General features: G+C 59.9%; 12 protein-coding genes. 10 read left to right on the top strand and 2 right to left on the bottom strand.

Going from position 1 to position 14,054, the window contains the following annotated elements; genetic code table 11:
* Positions 1–55 precede the first annotated feature (55 nt).
* On the top strand, positions 56–799 hold the full coding sequence (locus tag Q1A44_RS07525) for a glucose 1-dehydrogenase (RefSeq protein ID WP_299622211.1): 744 nt from the start codon (positions 56–58) through the stop codon (positions 797–799).
* 21 nt (positions 800–820) lie between these two features.
* On the opposite strand, the gene Q1A44_RS07520 is transcribed toward Q1A44_RS07525, so the two are convergent.
* Positions 821–1,252, bottom strand: a complete 432-nt coding sequence (locus tag Q1A44_RS07520; RefSeq protein WP_299622209.1) for a DUF1489 domain-containing protein — start codon at positions 1,250–1,252, stop codon at positions 821–823.
* Positions 1,253–1,450: 198 nt separating this feature from the next.
* Here Q1A44_RS07520 and Q1A44_RS07515 point away from each other — a divergent pair, with 198 nt between their 5' ends.
* The 3 genes from Q1A44_RS07515 (at position 1,451) to Q1A44_RS07505 (ending at position 6,189) form a co-directional block, all read left to right on the top strand.
* The gene (locus Q1A44_RS07515; RefSeq protein ID WP_299622206.1) at positions 1,451–3,742 is read left to right on the top strand and encodes an adenosylcobalamin-dependent ribonucleoside-diphosphate reductase; all 2,292 of its coding nucleotides are present in this window, start codon (positions 1,451–1,453) and stop codon (positions 3,740–3,742) included.
* A gap of 272 nt (positions 3,743–4,014) precedes the next feature.
* The gene (locus tag Q1A44_RS07510; RefSeq protein ID WP_299622203.1) at positions 4,015–4,932 is read left to right on the top strand and encodes a lipid A-modifier LpxR family protein; all 918 of its coding nucleotides are present in this window, start codon (positions 4,015–4,017) and stop codon (positions 4,930–4,932) included.
* Positions 4,933–5,124: 192 nt separating this feature from the next.
* Entirely contained in the window at positions 5,125–6,189 is a 1,065-nt protein-coding gene (locus tag Q1A44_RS07505) for a Hint domain-containing protein (protein ID WP_299622200.1), read from the top strand.
* Positions 6,190–6,268: 79 nt separating this feature from the next.
* On the opposite strand, the gene Q1A44_RS07500 is transcribed toward Q1A44_RS07505, so the two are convergent.
* Positions 6,269–6,835 (bottom strand): TlpA disulfide reductase family protein, encoded by a 567-nt coding sequence (locus Q1A44_RS07500; protein ID WP_299622197.1) that lies wholly within the window; start codon positions 6,833–6,835, stop codon positions 6,269–6,271.
* Positions 6,836–6,860: 25 nt separating this feature from the next.
* Here Q1A44_RS07500 and argH point away from each other — a divergent pair, with 25 nt between their 5' ends.
* From argH to Q1A44_RS07470, 6 genes are all read left to right on the top strand, one after another.
* Positions 6,861–8,255 carry an argininosuccinate lyase gene (gene argH / locus Q1A44_RS07495; protein ID WP_299622195.1) on the top strand — a complete coding sequence of 465 codons (1,395 nt, stop codon included), beginning with the start codon at positions 6,861–6,863 and terminating at the stop codon, positions 8,253–8,255.
* Complete coding sequence (locus Q1A44_RS07490; RefSeq protein WP_299622192.1) at positions 8,252–8,428, top strand: hypothetical protein; 177 nt, start codon at positions 8,252–8,254, stop codon at positions 8,426–8,428. Before argH ends, Q1A44_RS07490 begins: the two co-directional genes overlap by 4 nt.
* A gap of 4 nt (positions 8,429–8,432) precedes the next feature.
* Positions 8,433–8,750, top strand: coding sequence for a DUF2834 domain-containing protein (locus Q1A44_RS07485; protein WP_299622188.1), 318 nt, complete (start codon positions 8,433–8,435; stop codon positions 8,748–8,750).
* 112 nt (positions 8,751–8,862) lie between these two features.
* Positions 8,863–10,044, top strand: a complete 1,182-nt coding sequence (locus Q1A44_RS07480) for a sugar-transfer associated ATP-grasp domain-containing protein (RefSeq protein ID WP_299622185.1) — start codon at positions 8,863–8,865, stop codon at positions 10,042–10,044.
* Between the two features lie 60 nt (positions 10,045–10,104).
* Positions 10,105–11,370: a diaminopimelate decarboxylase gene (gene lysA, locus Q1A44_RS07475; RefSeq protein WP_299622182.1), complete on the top strand. Its 1,266-nt coding sequence runs from the start codon at positions 10,105–10,107 to the stop codon at positions 11,368–11,370.
* Positions 11,371–11,412: 42 nt separating this feature from the next.
* Positions 11,413–14,043 carry a TIGR02302 family protein gene (locus tag Q1A44_RS07470; RefSeq protein WP_299622180.1) on the top strand — a complete coding sequence of 877 codons (2,631 nt, stop codon included), beginning with the start codon at positions 11,413–11,415 and terminating at the stop codon, positions 14,041–14,043.
* Positions 14,044–14,054 lie beyond the last annotated feature (11 nt).

The raw sequence follows: 14,054 nt of genomic DNA, 5'->3' as shown, positions 1-14,054 counted from the left end.
CGGTGGCGCGGTGATCGGAATCGCTTAACGAAACTTCAACGCGTAGAGGCTTTTCATGAAACTCGCAGGACAATCCGCAATCGTGACCGGAGGTGGCCGCGACATTGGCGCTGCCGCCGCGCTAAAGCTTGCCGCTGAGGGGGCCAGTGTCGCGATCAACTATTTTGCCAGCAGTGCGGGCGCAGATGACGTCGTCGCACAGATAAAAGCTGCGGGCGGGCGCGCCTTTGCGATGCAGGGCGATTTGACCAAGCAGACTGAAGTCGATGCGCTTGTCGATCAAACGGTCACCGAGTTTGGCGGGCTGCAAGTGCTGGTTAACAACGCGGGTGGTTTGGTTGCCCGCAAAACGCTGGCGGAGTCCACGTTGGATCATTGGCATACGGTGATGGATTTGAACCTGACCAGTACCTTTATGATGACCAAGGCCTGTCTGGCTCACATGAGCAAAGGTGCAATTGTAAACCTAGCCAGTCAGGCGGGCCGCGATGGAGGTGGGCCGGGCGCCGTGCCCTATGCCACGTCCAAAGGGGCGATCATGACGATGACGCGGGGGCTGGCCAAGGAACTGGGCCCGGATATCCGTGTCAATGCGCTCTGCCCCGGCATGATCGACACTGATTTTCACAACGTGCACACGCCGGATGCGGGCCGTCGCGGTTTTGAGGCTGCAGCACCCGTCAAGCGGCAGGGCACTGTCGAAGATGTTGCCAATCTGGTGTTGTTCCTTGCCTGCGATGACAGCGCGTTCATCACTGGGGCCAATTTCGACATCAATGGCGGGATGCTTTTTTCGTGACCTGCGCTGTATTGCGGGAGATCAGAGCACGCCAATCTCGGCCAGAGCGCGGTTCAATTCGATGGGAAGCGGCTCTTCACTCGCGCGGCCTTTGGGCAGGTCTGGCGGCGTGTCGCCCGGCTTGAGATAGCGCCACCCCTGAAAGGGACGTTTTAGGGCCGATTGCACGCGGACCAGTTCCGGGTCGGACACGATGGCGCAGCGGCGGATGCCGTCCTGGCCGATATATTCGTCCAGGCGCAGGATCCGCTGTCGGCAGGTCAACACGCCCTTGATCACCCAAAAGATCGAGCCGCCATTGAGGATCTCGGCTTCGCGCTTGGGCCACATGCGGGTGACGTGGCGGGGCAGGCCATCGGGTGTCTGTGCCCGCTTGGTTGCCTGCCATGCAACAAGGTCGTCCATCGTCTCGGATCCCACCGAAAGCTTGATCAAGTTGATGTAGTTATCCACAGACTCGCCCCTGTCTCACCCTCGATACACACCAAATATTGTAGCGGACTTGCCCAAAGCTGCAAGGTGTTGTGGTTGCCGCACCCCTAGATTTGGTGGCCAGCGCTTGTTTTTCACTAGTGGTTGTGGCGCAATTGGCGTAGGTTGCTTGCCTGCACTGCCGCGAACAGAATCGACGACCACCATGGGGATGCCATCATGACACGCTTTGCCGCGCCAATCGCCGAACAGATCTGGGATATGAAATACCGGTTCAAAGAGGCCGATGGCACGCCCATCGACGTCACTGTCGAAGACAGCTGGCGCCGCATCGCCCGCGACCTGGCAAGCGTAGAAGAGACGCCGACGGCGTGGGAAGGCAAGTTCTATGAGGCCCTGGAGGATTTCAAATTTCTGCCTGCGGGTCGGATTACGGCAGGGGCGGGCACGGCGCGGTCGGTGACTTTGTTCAACTGCTTTGTCATGGGTACGATCCCCGACAGCATGGGTGGCATTTTCGAGATGCTGAAAGAGGCGGCGCTGACCATGCAGCAGGGGGGCGGCATCGGTTACGATTTCTCGACCATCCGGCCGAAGGGCGCAGGTGTCAAAGGCGTGGCAGCGGATGCCTCTGGACCGCTGTCGTTTATGGATGTGTGGGATGCGATGTGTCGCACGATCATGTCGGCGGGGTCGCGCCGGGGTGCAATGATGGCTACGATGCGCTGTGATCACCCGGACATCGAGGATTTCATCACTGCCAAATCCGACGCGGCCCGTTTGCGCATGTTTAACGTGTCGGTTCTGGTCACCGATCCGTTCATGGAGGCCGTGAAGGCGGATGGGCCATGGGACCTGGTTTTTGACGGCACCGTCTACAAGACTGTGCAGGCGCGTGCCCTTTGGGACGGCATCATGAAAGCCACCTATGATTATGCCGAGCCCGGTGTGATTTTTATCGACCGGATCAATGCGGCGAATAACCTGAACTATTGCGAGACCATCGCCGCGACGAACCCGTGCGGAGAGCAGCCCCTGCCGCCTTATGGCGCCTGTTTGCTGGGCTCGATCAACCTCGCTCGTTTGGTGACAGAACCGTTTGACGCAGCAGCCGAGTTGGATGAAGAGGCGTTGGCCGATCTGGTCGCGACGGCCGTGCGGATGATGGACAACGTGGTCGATGCGTCCAAGTTCCCGCTGGAGGCGCAGGCCCGCGAGGCCGCCGCCAAGCGTCGCATTGGCCTGGGCGTAACGGGGCTGGCGGATGCGCTGTTGATGTTAGGCCTGCGCTATGGCTCCGACGCGGCGGCGCGTCAGACCGAGCGCTGGTTGAAAACGATTGCCCGCGCCGCATACCTGAGTTCGGTGCAATTGGCGAAGGAGAAGGGCGCATTCCCGCTGTTTGACGCAGATGGCTACCTCGCGAGTGGCTCCATGATGGCGATGGATGAAGATGTACGCGACGCAATTGCCGAACACGGCATCCGCAATGCTTTGCTCACCTCGATTGCGCCGACAGGGACGATTTCGCTCTATGCAGGCAATGTCAGCTCGGGGATCGAGCCCGTCTTTGCTTATGCATATACCCGCAAAGTCTTGCAGAAGGACGGCTCGCGCACCGAAGAGGAGGTCGTGGATTATGCCGTGCAGATGTGGCGCGATCTGAAAGGCGATGCGCCTTTGCCCGACTATTTTGTTAACGCTCAGACGTTGGCGCCCATCGAGCATGTGAAAATGCAGGCCGCAGCGCAAAAATGGGTGGACTCGTCGATCTCCAAGACCATCAACTGCCCCGAGGATATCAGTTTTGGTGACTTCAAGGATGTCTATATGGCGGCTTGGGATCAGGGTTGCAAAGGCTGCACGACTTACCGTCCCAATGACGTGACCGGTTCGGTTTTGAGTATTTCTGAAGAGAAGAAGCCAGCCGAGGCCACAGTGATGGCCGATGGGGACACTGAGCCGATGCAGCCCCATGGCGATGTCATCTATATGGCCGAACCCCTGGACCGGCCGAACGCGTTGGAGGGCAGCACCTACAAAGTCAAATGGCCGGATAGCGAGCATGCCCTCTATATCACCATCAACGATCTGGTCATTGGTGGCCATCGTCGTCCATTTGAGGTGTTCATTAATTCCAAGAATATGGAGCATTTTGCCTGGACCGTGGCCCTGACCCGTATGATTTCGGCGGTGTTCCGGCGCGGCGGAGACGTGTCTTTTGTTGTGGAAGAACTGAAAGCAGTGTTTGATCCGCGTGGCGGCGCATGGATGGGGGGCAAGTATATCCCGTCCATTTTGGCGGCCATTGGCGGCGTGATTGAACAGCATATGGTTGTCATCGGTTTTATCGAGGGCGAGGGCATGGGTCTGAAATCTGACCCCAAGGCCGATGCCGTGCAACTGAGTGCGCCCCGCGGCAAGTCATGCTCTAGCTGTGGAAGCTATGAGATGCGGATGATCGAAGGCTGTATGACATGCGCGTCCTGCGGTTTCTCCAAGTGCGGTTGAGCTGAGCACCTGCACAGATTTACGTCGGTTTGAGGCTTTTGCGGGGTGTGTGACGCCCCGGCATTCGGACAGCGTTCGCGTCAGCTTTTTGACTAACCGCGAAACGCTGGGTGAAGCGTATGACCCGTTACCGATCCAGCCCTTTTCGTGGCGAAAGAAAGGCGCGTGAACTGCCAACAAATATTCACTGTGGCCGATCCGCACTAGCCAATCCGCAGGCTGTCCAGTATCCCGATCTTGCCCGGGGGGGCACATTTGATCAGGACGACTTGATGTTTCGAGTATTGACCGCAGCGCTTTTGGCGTTGCTATGCCTCCCGCACCCATCTTATGCCCAAGAGCGGACGCGCCTCGGCTATGGCCGCCTGATCACCAACGACTTTTTCGGCGATGGCAAAGACAGGTGGCGCACCGGGTCCATCGCGTCGTCGCGGGTCTGGGGACCGTCCTGGGCGGGTCAGGCGCCCGAAGGGTTTGGCCAGTTGCTTGAGCTGCGCCTGGGTGCCGAGATTCTGGCCCCTGACAACCTGCGCAGCCCGGATCCGGGCGATCGGCCCTATGCCGGGGCCTTGTCCATCGGCTTGCACACGCATTTTCAACGCGGTCAGACCGAGTTTGCCGTGGGCAGCGACCTGGTCGTGATCGGGCCGCAAACGGGCCTTGACGATTTTCAGGACTGGTTCCACGACATCTTTGGCATCCGTCGGCCCTCTGACACTGTTCTGAATGCTCAGATCGCCAATAGCGTGGAGCCGTCACTTGTGGTGGAAACCGGCCAGAGCTTTGCCTTAGGCGAACGGACGTCACTACGTCCTTTCGTAGAAGGCCGGGCCGGGGTCGAAACGATGCTGCGCGCAGGCTTTGACCTGACCTTTGGCGAGATGGGTCAGGATGAATTGCTGGTGCGCGACAGCGTCACGGGTCAGCGGTATCGTGCGATTACGGGCGACTGGACGGGCTATAGCTTTGTGCTGGGCGCTGATATTGCACATGTAGCGGACAGCGCGTTTCTGCCCGAAGATCGGGGCTTTGAAGTGGCGTCGTCTCGGGAACGGTTACGCGCAGGGGTCATGTGGCAGGGCGAAAGCGGTCTGTCGGGCTTTTACGGGGTCACCTATCTGGGCGAGGAATTTGAAGGCCAGCCCGAGGGTCAAATCGTTGGCTCGGTTCGCTTTCGCCTAGGTTTCTAGATCAAACTCACGACTTGTGGTTGAGGTATCGCCACCCTCTAGATGTTGTGGCTGGCCTTTGATGTATTCGTGCACCACCTCAACTTATCGTTGTAACTAATTGTTTTTCATCACTTAAAATGCCTTCCTTGGCTAGGTCTTGTTTGTTAACCTATCGTTAATAAAAAAATAAACTAGGCAGGCATACAGGCAATGGGAACGGGCTTTCGTGGCACGTTTGTCATCTCCTGGTCGCAAACAGAAGTGGACGGTCTTGAGGCCGCACCGGTGCAGTCACTGACTGTTGGTGCCGCATGGGCATGGCGTGGGGACGCTGTGCGTGTGGACGGTCCGCAAAATGTATTGCGCTTGGATGGGGCAGACGGATCTGAGGTGATGCGGCGCAGGGCAGCGCGCATGGTACACCGTTTGGTGGGGGCAGCGATGGATCGCACGCCTCTGCGGACGCTGCCCGAAGACGATGGTAGCCCGATGGCAGACAGCAGTTTTGTCGTCACCGATGGGGCCAAAAGCTATACCGTCACGTTGATCGAAGTGGGCACAGGCGCCCCGCCACTGCTGATGTTCATCGACGATATTCCACCCCGCAATGCGGACTTGTGGATTGTCCATCATACTCTGAACACGTCACCAAGTGATCGCACAGCACCCAGTTCGGGCGGTGTGATATGTTTCACGCCGGGTACGTTGATTGACACACCGGATGGCCCCAAGCACATAGAAGAGCTGAGCGAAGGCGATCGTGTTCAGACCAAGGACAATGGCGCGCAGGAAATCCTTTGGGTCGGAGCCCGCCGCATGACGGGCGCGCGCCTTTTTGCGATGCCAAAGTTGCGCCCTGTGCGCATCGCCTCAGGCGCATTGGGGGTAGAGCGACCCGATTTGGAATTGCTGGTTTCGCCGGAGCACCGCATGCTGATCCAGGGGGATGTGGCCCGGTCGCTTTTCAACACGCCGGAGGTTTTGGTTGCGGCCAAGGACCTGATCAACGGCACTACTATTACCGTCGATCTGAAGGTTCGCGAGGTGACTTACGTTCATCTGCTGTTGCCCCGTCACGAGATTTTACGAGCCAACGGCGTCGAGACCGAGAGCTTTCATCCCGCCAACGCCGCGTTGTCCACTTTGGATGACGGCGATCGGGCGCGCTTGCTTGAGGGCTTTCCACAGCTTGAATTCGACGCCCACACATACGGTGACTATGCACGCCGGAACCTGAGCGCGAGCGAAGCTGCGATCCTGAACCACGCGGCTTGAGCGGGTTGGGGTTCTGCCCCTTCGCCCTCCCGCGATTTACTTGGAACAGAGAAAGCAGGATCGCGCGACGCCTGGCGCGTTAACTTTCGCCCGCACCGATCAATTCTGCGATGATCGCCCTGGCGCTGTCACTGGCCCAATCAGCGTCTCCACGCAGCCGCGCAATTTCACGGCCTTCGGGGTCGATGATCACTGTGATCGGCAAGCCGAAAATGCCCATTTGGCTGGCCAGTTTCTGTTTTGGGTCCTGATGGCGGGGCAGGTTGTCGATGCCGGTATCGTTGAAAAACTTGACGATACCTGCGGGCGAATTGCGCCCTGTGGCTATGGTAACCACCTCGAAATCGTCACCGCCAAATTCGGTTTGCAGCGCAGACAGCATCGGCATCTCGTGCCGACAGGGCGCGCACCAGGTGGCCCAGAAGTTCAGCAGGATATATTTGCCTCGGTAAACCTCAAGGCTTTGTGTCCCCGCATCATCGGCCAGGTTGAAGGCGGCGTTGGACGCGGCCTCTGGCGTGCTGTGGAAGATCAGCTTTTTCATATCGCCTGTCCGCAGCGCTGCGGCAGCGGCGGTATCGGCGTGGCTGGGAATTGCGCCCAAGGCGAGGGCCATGTAGAGGGCGGCAGCAAGTATTCTTTTCATGTCTCTTCCTCAATGGGGCCATCCGATGACCGATGATAAATCCGCCAATACCATGTGGGGCGGCCGCTTTGCCGCTGGCCCAGACGCGATCATGGAGGCAATTAATGCCTCGATCGGCTTTGACCAGCGTATGGCGTCCCAGGATATTGCAGGCTCGCGTGCCCATGCGGCCATGTTGGGGGCCACCGGTATTCTGAGTGATAAGGATGTCGAGGCGATCCGGGAAGGTCTGCTCACGGTCTTGTCAGAGATTGAAACAGGCACGTTCCAGTTTTCGACTGCCTTGGAAGACATTCACATGAATGTCGAAGCGCGCCTGAAAGAGGTAATCGGCGAACCGGCAGGCCGTTTGCATACAGGTCGGTCCCGCAACGACCAGGTGGCGACGGATTTCAAGTTGTGGGTGCGCGATCAGTGTGACGCCGCCGAAGGGGCGCTGTTGTCGCTGATTGCTGCATTGCTGGAACAGGCAGAGGCGGGGGCCGACTGGGTTATGCCCGGTTTTACTCATTTGCAAACGGCCCAGCCGGTGACGTGGGGCCATCACATGATGGCATATGTCGAGATGTTCGGCCGGGATTTGTCGCGCGTTCGCGATGCTCGTGCGCGCATGAACGAAGCGCCCCTGGGTGCGGCCGCGCTTGCGGGCACGTCGTTCCCGATTGATCGACAGATGACGGCAGAGGCGTTGGGCTTTGATCGACCGGCGGCCAACAGCCTCGACGCGGTAAGTGATCGCGACTTTGCCCTCGAATTTCTGAGCACGGCCAGCATCTGCGCCATGCACCTTTCCCGCTTTGCCGAAGAGTTGGTGATTTGGTCCAGCGCCCAGTTCCGCTTTGTCACGTTGTCGGACCGGTTCTCGACCGGGTCCAGCATTATGCCGCAAAAGAAAAACCCGGATGCCGCCGAGTTGATCCGCGCCAAGGTCGGACGCATTTTCGGCGCCAACACGGCCCTGATGATGGTGATGAAGGGGCTGCCGCTGGCCTATTCCAAGGACATGCAGGAAGACAAGGAACAGGTGTTTGATGCCGCTGACAACTGGATGCTTGCGCTGGCGGCGATGGACGGGATGGTGCGCGACATGAGTGCCAATCGCGAGAGCCTCGCCGCCGCCGCCGGGTCTGGTTTTAGCACAGCCACGGATCTGGCCGATTGGTTGGTGCGTGTCTTGGGCCTGCCTTTCCGGGACGCGCATCACATCACCGGATCGCTTGTGGCAGTGGCCGAATCTCAAGGCTGTGACTTGCCGGATCTCACGTTGGAACAGATGAAATCCGCGCATGAGGGCATCACTCAGGATGTTTTCGACGTTTTGGGCGTGGAAAACTCGGTCGCATCGCGTACATCCTATGGGGGCACCGCGCCATCTCAGGTCCGCGCGCAGGTCGCCCGCTGGAAAGAGGTGTTGTTATGATCCGTATTTTGTCTGTTGTTGCCCTGCTGGGCCTTGTCGCCTGTGGGGTGGATGGCGAACCGGTTCAGCCATCCGCGAACCTGAACATCGGTATCGGCCCGGGCGGGTTGCATACAGGGGCCAGTGTGGGTGTGTCCAAAGGGCCGCTGCGCGTCGGCGTCGGCATTTTCTAGAACGATGTCGCCCGTCCGTATCCTTTACCTCGCCTTGGCCGTCTGGGGCGCGATCCACCCGATGTATTATTTCATCACGTGGTTCAACGCGAACGGCTATGACCTCATGGCCATGGTTGACGCCTGGCATGTGAACGCCGCGACGAGCGGTCTGGTCTGGGACCTGACCATCGCAGCCGTGGCGCTGACGGTCTGGATCATTTCCGAAGTGGCTGTGCGCCGGAACTGGTTGGCCCTTGTCGCGATTCCGGCCACGTTCTGCATCGGGGTCAGCTGCGGTCTGCCCCTGTATTTGTTTTTGCGGTCTCGCCCCATCCAATAGCCAAGTCACTTCAATTTGAGTGGAATTGGAAACAATCCCGCCCAAATGTCGCCATTTTTGCCACTTATACGGATGTCAGAGCAGAAAACTGGCATCAAAGCGGGGCAACGCAATGAGCGACGCAAGCATGAACGCGCCACAGGGCGCACTTTTGGTCGGGCCTGACGCGCCCAAGAAACCAGCGGCATCCATGATCGCACAAGTTATGCAGGATCACGGCGTGCATCCGCTTCGTCAGATGCGCGAGATATTCGCGATGCGGGGCGGCAAGCAAAAGCTTGGCTCAAACGAATATTACAGCCTTCGCCTTTATGATCCGGCCATCCCGATGGCACAGAAGCGTGAGTTTCTGGGCCAGGGTGGCATCAACGCCCTGAACACGGCGATGAACCCGCCGATTGCCGTTCCGACGCGGTCCTTTGTGGGCAACAAACTTTTGTATACGCAACTTCTGGAACAGCTTGGCATCGCGACGGCCCGGACACAGGCCATTTCCAGCGGCCATTTGTCGGTCGGCAATATGCCGGTGATGCGCGATGCGGAGAGCCTTGCCGCGTTCTTGCGCGATGACGCCACATATCCGATCTTTGGAAAACCCTATTTCGGCTCATTGTCCGAAGGGTCTGTCCGTATCGACAGCAAGGAAGGCGAGACGCTGCGCCTGGCCAATGGCGAGGCCCGTCCGATTGCCGATTTTGCGGCTGAGGTCATGGATCGCTATCCCGGCGGGTTCCTGTTCCAGACGGCCCTTGATCCGCATCCCGAGATGGCGCGCATCGCTGGCCCAGCGATTGGCTGTGTGCGGGTACTGACGGCCAATGACGGCAGTGGCCCCAAGCCGGTGTATGCAGTATGGAAAATGCCCGCACCCACGGCCATGTCGGATAATTTCTGGCAAGAAGGCAGCCTTTTGGCCGACCTTGACCTGAGCACTGGTGCCGTCAAATCCTGCATTCGAGGCACTGGCCCTGCGGCGGAACAGCTGGCCCGACACCCGGTCTCCGGCGCGACCTTGGAAGGCGCCCTACTGCCACACTGGCAAGAGACCCTTGATATTGCTGTTCAGGCCCACGCTGTCTTTCCTGAATTTGGCGTATGCGGCTTTGACATCGCGGTCACCCATGAGGGGCCCAAAGTTCTGGAATGCAACGACAACCCGTCTCACATGCTGTATCAGATGGGCACGGGCCGTGGCCTGCATAACCCTGACCTCGCGCCGATTTGGGATCGTGTTGTCGACCGGCAGGACAAGGCCGTGGCCCGCATGCAGGCCGCGATGAAGAAAAAGCGCTGACAACAGCCGTGCATTTGCCCGATTGATCTGTGACCCGCGGCCCGATACACGGCGCGGGTCATGGATCATTTTATTTACAAAGATGGCGCTTTGCACGCCGAGGACGTCCCCATCGCCGAGATTGCCGCGGCAGTGGGCACTCCGTTTTATGTCTATTCAACCGCGACGTTGTTGCGGCACTACCGAATGCTGGACGAGGCGCTGGAAGGGACCGACCACCTTGTTTGCTATGCGATGAAGGCGGCCAGTAATCAGGCGATCCTCAAGACTTTGGCGCAGGCAGGCGCAGGCATGGACGTGGTGTCTGGCGGCGAATATATGCGCGCCAAGGCTGCGGGCGTACCAGGTGACAAGATCGTGTTTTCCGGCATTGGCAAAACGGCAGATGAAATCCGCCTCGCGTTGAAGGGCGGCATCCGCCAGTTTAATGTGGAGTCAGAGCCTGAGATGGAGGTTTTGAACCGCGTCGCATGCGAGGTCGGTGTGACCGCCCCAATTACCATCCGCGTAAACCCAGATGTGGATGCCAAAACCCATGCCAAGATTGCCACCGGCAAATCCGAGAACAAGTTCGGCATCCCGATCGCGCGCGCCCGCGAGGTCTATGCCATGGCGGGTGCGATGGAGCATCTGGATGTCATCGGCATCGACGTGCATATCGGATCGCAACTGACCGATCTGGCCCCGTTTGAGCTGGCCTATCAAAAGGTCGCAGAGTTGACCGAGATCCTGCGCGCCGATGGCCACAACATTCGCCGTCTCGATCTGGGCGGTGGTCTGGGCATCCCTTACGCACGCAGCAACGAGGCCCCGCCATTGCCGACCGATTACGGCGCGCTCGTCAAGCGAACCGTGGGCCACTTGGGATGTGAGATCGAGATTGAGCCGGGTCGTCTGATCGCGGGCAATGCGGGCTGCATGATCAGCGAAGTGATCTATGTGAAATCCGGCGAGGGCCGCAATTTCCTGATCCTCGATGGTGCGATGAATGACCTCATTCGCCCCGCCATGTACGAGGCCCATCACGATATCATCCCGGTGATTGAACCGGCACCCGGCACCGAACAGGCCCCGATCGATATCGTCGGGCCGGTTTGCGAATCTGGTGATACCTTTGCCAAACAGCGAATGATGCCCCCCGTGGCTGCCGGCGAGCTGGTCGCCTTCCGCTCGGCTGGGGCATATGGCGCGGTAATGAGCAGCGAATACAATACCAGGCCCCTGATTCCGGAAGTTTTGGTGCATGGTGATCAATACGCGGTGATCCGCGCACGTCCGACGTTTGACGAAATGATAAATCGCGATACCATCCCACCATGGCTTTAGGCGCTATGGTGCGCCGCGCCGCCGACAAGGGACGCGAAACACATGGCCAATTTTTCCCGGCATGACGTGCGCAAGGGCTTGAACGCCCTGCGCTGGCCCCTGCGTTTGACGCGGGCCGGAATGTTTGCTGAAAACCTCTGGCAGGCGGCGTGGCCGTTGGTCACGGTTTGCTTGGCTGTGCTGGCAGTTCTCATGCTGGGTCTGCAAGACAGCGTGATGGTCGAAGTTGTATGGGCTTTTGCGGTTATTGCGGCCCTCGCGGGCGCGGCGGCCTTGGTCTACGCATTTGCGCGCTTCCGAATTCCGAGCCATGCGGCTGCTTTGGCCCGTCTAGACGAAACACTTCCCGGGCGGCCGGTCCAGGCGTTGATGGACAGCCAGGCCATCGGCGAAAGCGATGCGGCTTCGACAGCCGTGTGGCGTGCACACCAGGCCCGGATGTCAGCCCGCGCTGCGCAAGCTGAGGCTGTGCCCGCTGACCTGCGCATCGCGCGGCGCGATCCTTTTGCATTGCGCTATGTGGCGGTGCTTGGTTTTGCCGTGGCGCTTATATTTGGCTCGATCTGGCGTGTCGGGTCGGTTGCCGAAATGGGCCCGGGCGGCAATGCTGGCCTTGCCGGTGGTGCCGTTTGGGAAGGTTGGGCCGAAAGCCCGCGTTACACCGGACGGCCCACGATCTACCTCAACGATGTGGCCGACGGGACCCTGGCTGTGCCTGCGGGCAGCCTGATCACCCTGCGCCTCTATGGTGAGGTTGGCGCTTTGACCGTGGCGGAAACTGTGTCGGGGCGCACGGGTGAGTTGCCCCCGGCCTCAGCCCCCGAACAAGACTTCATCGTCGTGCAAGAGGGCGAGATTTCAGTGAACGGCCCGGGCGGACGCACTTGGGAGGTGGCGGTCCTGCCGGATGAGGTGCCCGAAATCGACATTATCGGCAACGCGGACAGCAACGCATTGGGCCAGATGACATTGCCCTTCGCTGCCACCGACGATTACGGCGTCGAGGCGGGCGAGGCGCGCATCGTACTTGATCTAAATGCGGTGGATCGCCGACATGGGTTGACCATTGCCCCCGACCCGCGCCCTGAAATTACCGTTGCGCTCCCTATGCCGGTCGCGGGCGACCGGACAGATTTTGAAGAAAGCCTGATCGAGGATTTCTCGGAACACCCCTGGGCCAATTTGCCGGTGACCGTGACGCTGAGCGCGTTGGATGCCGCCGAACAACAGGCGTTGTCAGAGCCGCGCGACATTATCCTGCCGGGTCGCCGTTTTTTCGACCCGCTGGCTGCCGCCATCATCGAACAACGTCGCGACCTTCTGTGGGCGCGGGGCAACGCGGTACGGATCGGTCAAATTCTGCGCGCCGTCGCCCATCGCCCCGACGATGTGTTTCGCAAGGACACCAACCGCTTGCGTCTGAGCCGCGCGATCACCCGGCTTGAGACTTTGGCGAGCTATGGGCTGACCGATGAGCAGCAAAGCGATCTGGCCGATGATCTGTGGGGTCTGGCTCTCGCCATCGAAGAAGGGGACCTGACCAGTGCGCTGGAACGACTGCGCGAGGCACAGGAACGTTTGAATCAGGCAATGCGCGATGGGGCCAGCGAGGCCGAGATTGAAGAACTGATGCGCGAGTTACGCCGGGCGACCGATGATTACCTGCGCCAGCTGATGCAGCAATCCCAGCGGAATGCCGAACAGAACCCGGATCAGCCGCAGTCGGGTGACCCGCAAAACCAGATGCAGATGACCCAAGACGATCTGCAGAGAATGATGGACCGTATTCAGGAGTTGATGGAGCAAGGCCGCATGGCCGAAGCCGAGCAGGCTTTGCAAGAGCTTCAGGAGTTACTGGAGAACATGCGCGTCACCCAGGGTGGCGAAGGCCAGAATGGGCAAAGTGCGGGCGAACAGGCCATGGAAGGGCTGGCCGAGACGTTGCGCGATCAGCAGGGCCTCAGCGATCAGGCCTTCCGCGATCTGCAGGAACAGTTCAACCCGAATGCACAGGCGGGCGAAAGCCAAGGCAATGAAGGCCGAAGCGGAGGTCAGGGTCGGGGCAACGAACATACCGAGGGCGGCCAAGGTGAAGGACGTCAGGAAGGCGCTGGGGAACAAGGCGGTCAAGGGCAGCAACAAGGCCAGAACCAGGGCGGCGAAGGCGATAGCCAAGGGCAAGGCAGCTTGGCCGATCGCCAGCAGGCGCTGCGTGACGAATTGCGCCGCCAGCAAGGCAGCCTGCCCGGGGCGGGCACGCCCGAAGGCGATGCCGCGCGCGATGCTCTGGACAGGGCGGGTCGTGCAATGGACGGGGCTGAAGAGGCCCTGCGCCAGCGCAATTTTGCCGACGCCATCGACAACCAATCTCAGGCGATGGAGGCCCTTCGCGAGGGCATGCGCGCCTTGGGTGAGGCCATGCAGCAGGAACAGCAAGCAGGCCAACAGGGCCAAGGCACGTCCGAGGCTGATCGCCGCGCCGAGGCGCAAGACCCACTCGGCCGCGATTCGGGATCAAATGGCAGCGTAGGCACCGAAGAGGGGCTCTTGCAGGGCGAAGACGTCTATCGTCGCGCGCGCGATCTGCTGGATGAAATCCGCCGCCGTTCGGGCGAAGGCGAACGTCCGGACGTCGAGCTGGACTACCTTGGCCGGTTGCTTGATCGGTTTTGAGAAAGGCTGAG

Origin of the sequence: uncultured Tateyamaria sp., assembly GCF_947503705.1 — a bacterium.
Lineage (GTDB): Bacteria > Pseudomonadota > Alphaproteobacteria > Rhodobacterales > Rhodobacteraceae > Tateyamaria.
This window is presented reverse-complemented; position numbering and strand designations above follow the sequence as displayed.

Bases quoted from the DNA above. Each gene is read 5' to 3' on its own strand.
- Q1A44_RS07485 (WP_299622188.1), top strand. From the start codon at position 8,433: ATGTCGCCCGTCCGTATCCTTTACCTCGCCTTGGCCGTCTGGGGCGCG.
- lysA (WP_299622182.1), top strand. From the start codon at position 10,105: ATGGATCATTTTATTTACAAAGATGGCGCTTTGCACGCCGAGGACGTC.
- Q1A44_RS07505 (WP_299622200.1), top strand. From the start codon at position 5,125: ATGGGAACGGGCTTTCGTGGCACGTTTGTCATCTCCTGGTCGCAAACA.
- Q1A44_RS07510 (WP_299622203.1), top strand. From the start codon at position 4,015: ATGTTTCGAGTATTGACCGCAGCGCTTTTGGCGTTGCTATGCCTCCCG.
- argH (WP_299622195.1), top strand. From the start codon at position 6,861: ATGACCGATGATAAATCCGCCAATACCATGTGGGGCGGCCGCTTTGCC.
- Q1A44_RS07525 (WP_299622211.1), top strand. From the start codon at position 56: ATGAAACTCGCAGGACAATCCGCAATCGTGACCGGAGGTGGCCGCGAC.
- Q1A44_RS07470 (WP_299622180.1), top strand. From the start codon at position 11,413: ATGGCCAATTTTTCCCGGCATGACGTGCGCAAGGGCTTGAACGCCCTG.
- Q1A44_RS07480 (WP_299622185.1), top strand. From the start codon at position 8,863: ATGAGCGACGCAAGCATGAACGCGCCACAGGGCGCACTTTTGGTCGGG.
- Q1A44_RS07500 (WP_299622197.1), bottom strand. From the start codon at position 6,835: ATGAAAAGAATACTTGCTGCCGCCCTCTACATGGCCCTCGCCTTGGGC.
- Q1A44_RS07515 (WP_299622206.1), top strand. From the start codon at position 1,451: ATGACACGCTTTGCCGCGCCAATCGCCGAACAGATCTGGGATATGAAA.
- Q1A44_RS07490 (WP_299622192.1), top strand. From the start codon at position 8,252: ATGATCCGTATTTTGTCTGTTGTTGCCCTGCTGGGCCTTGTCGCCTGT.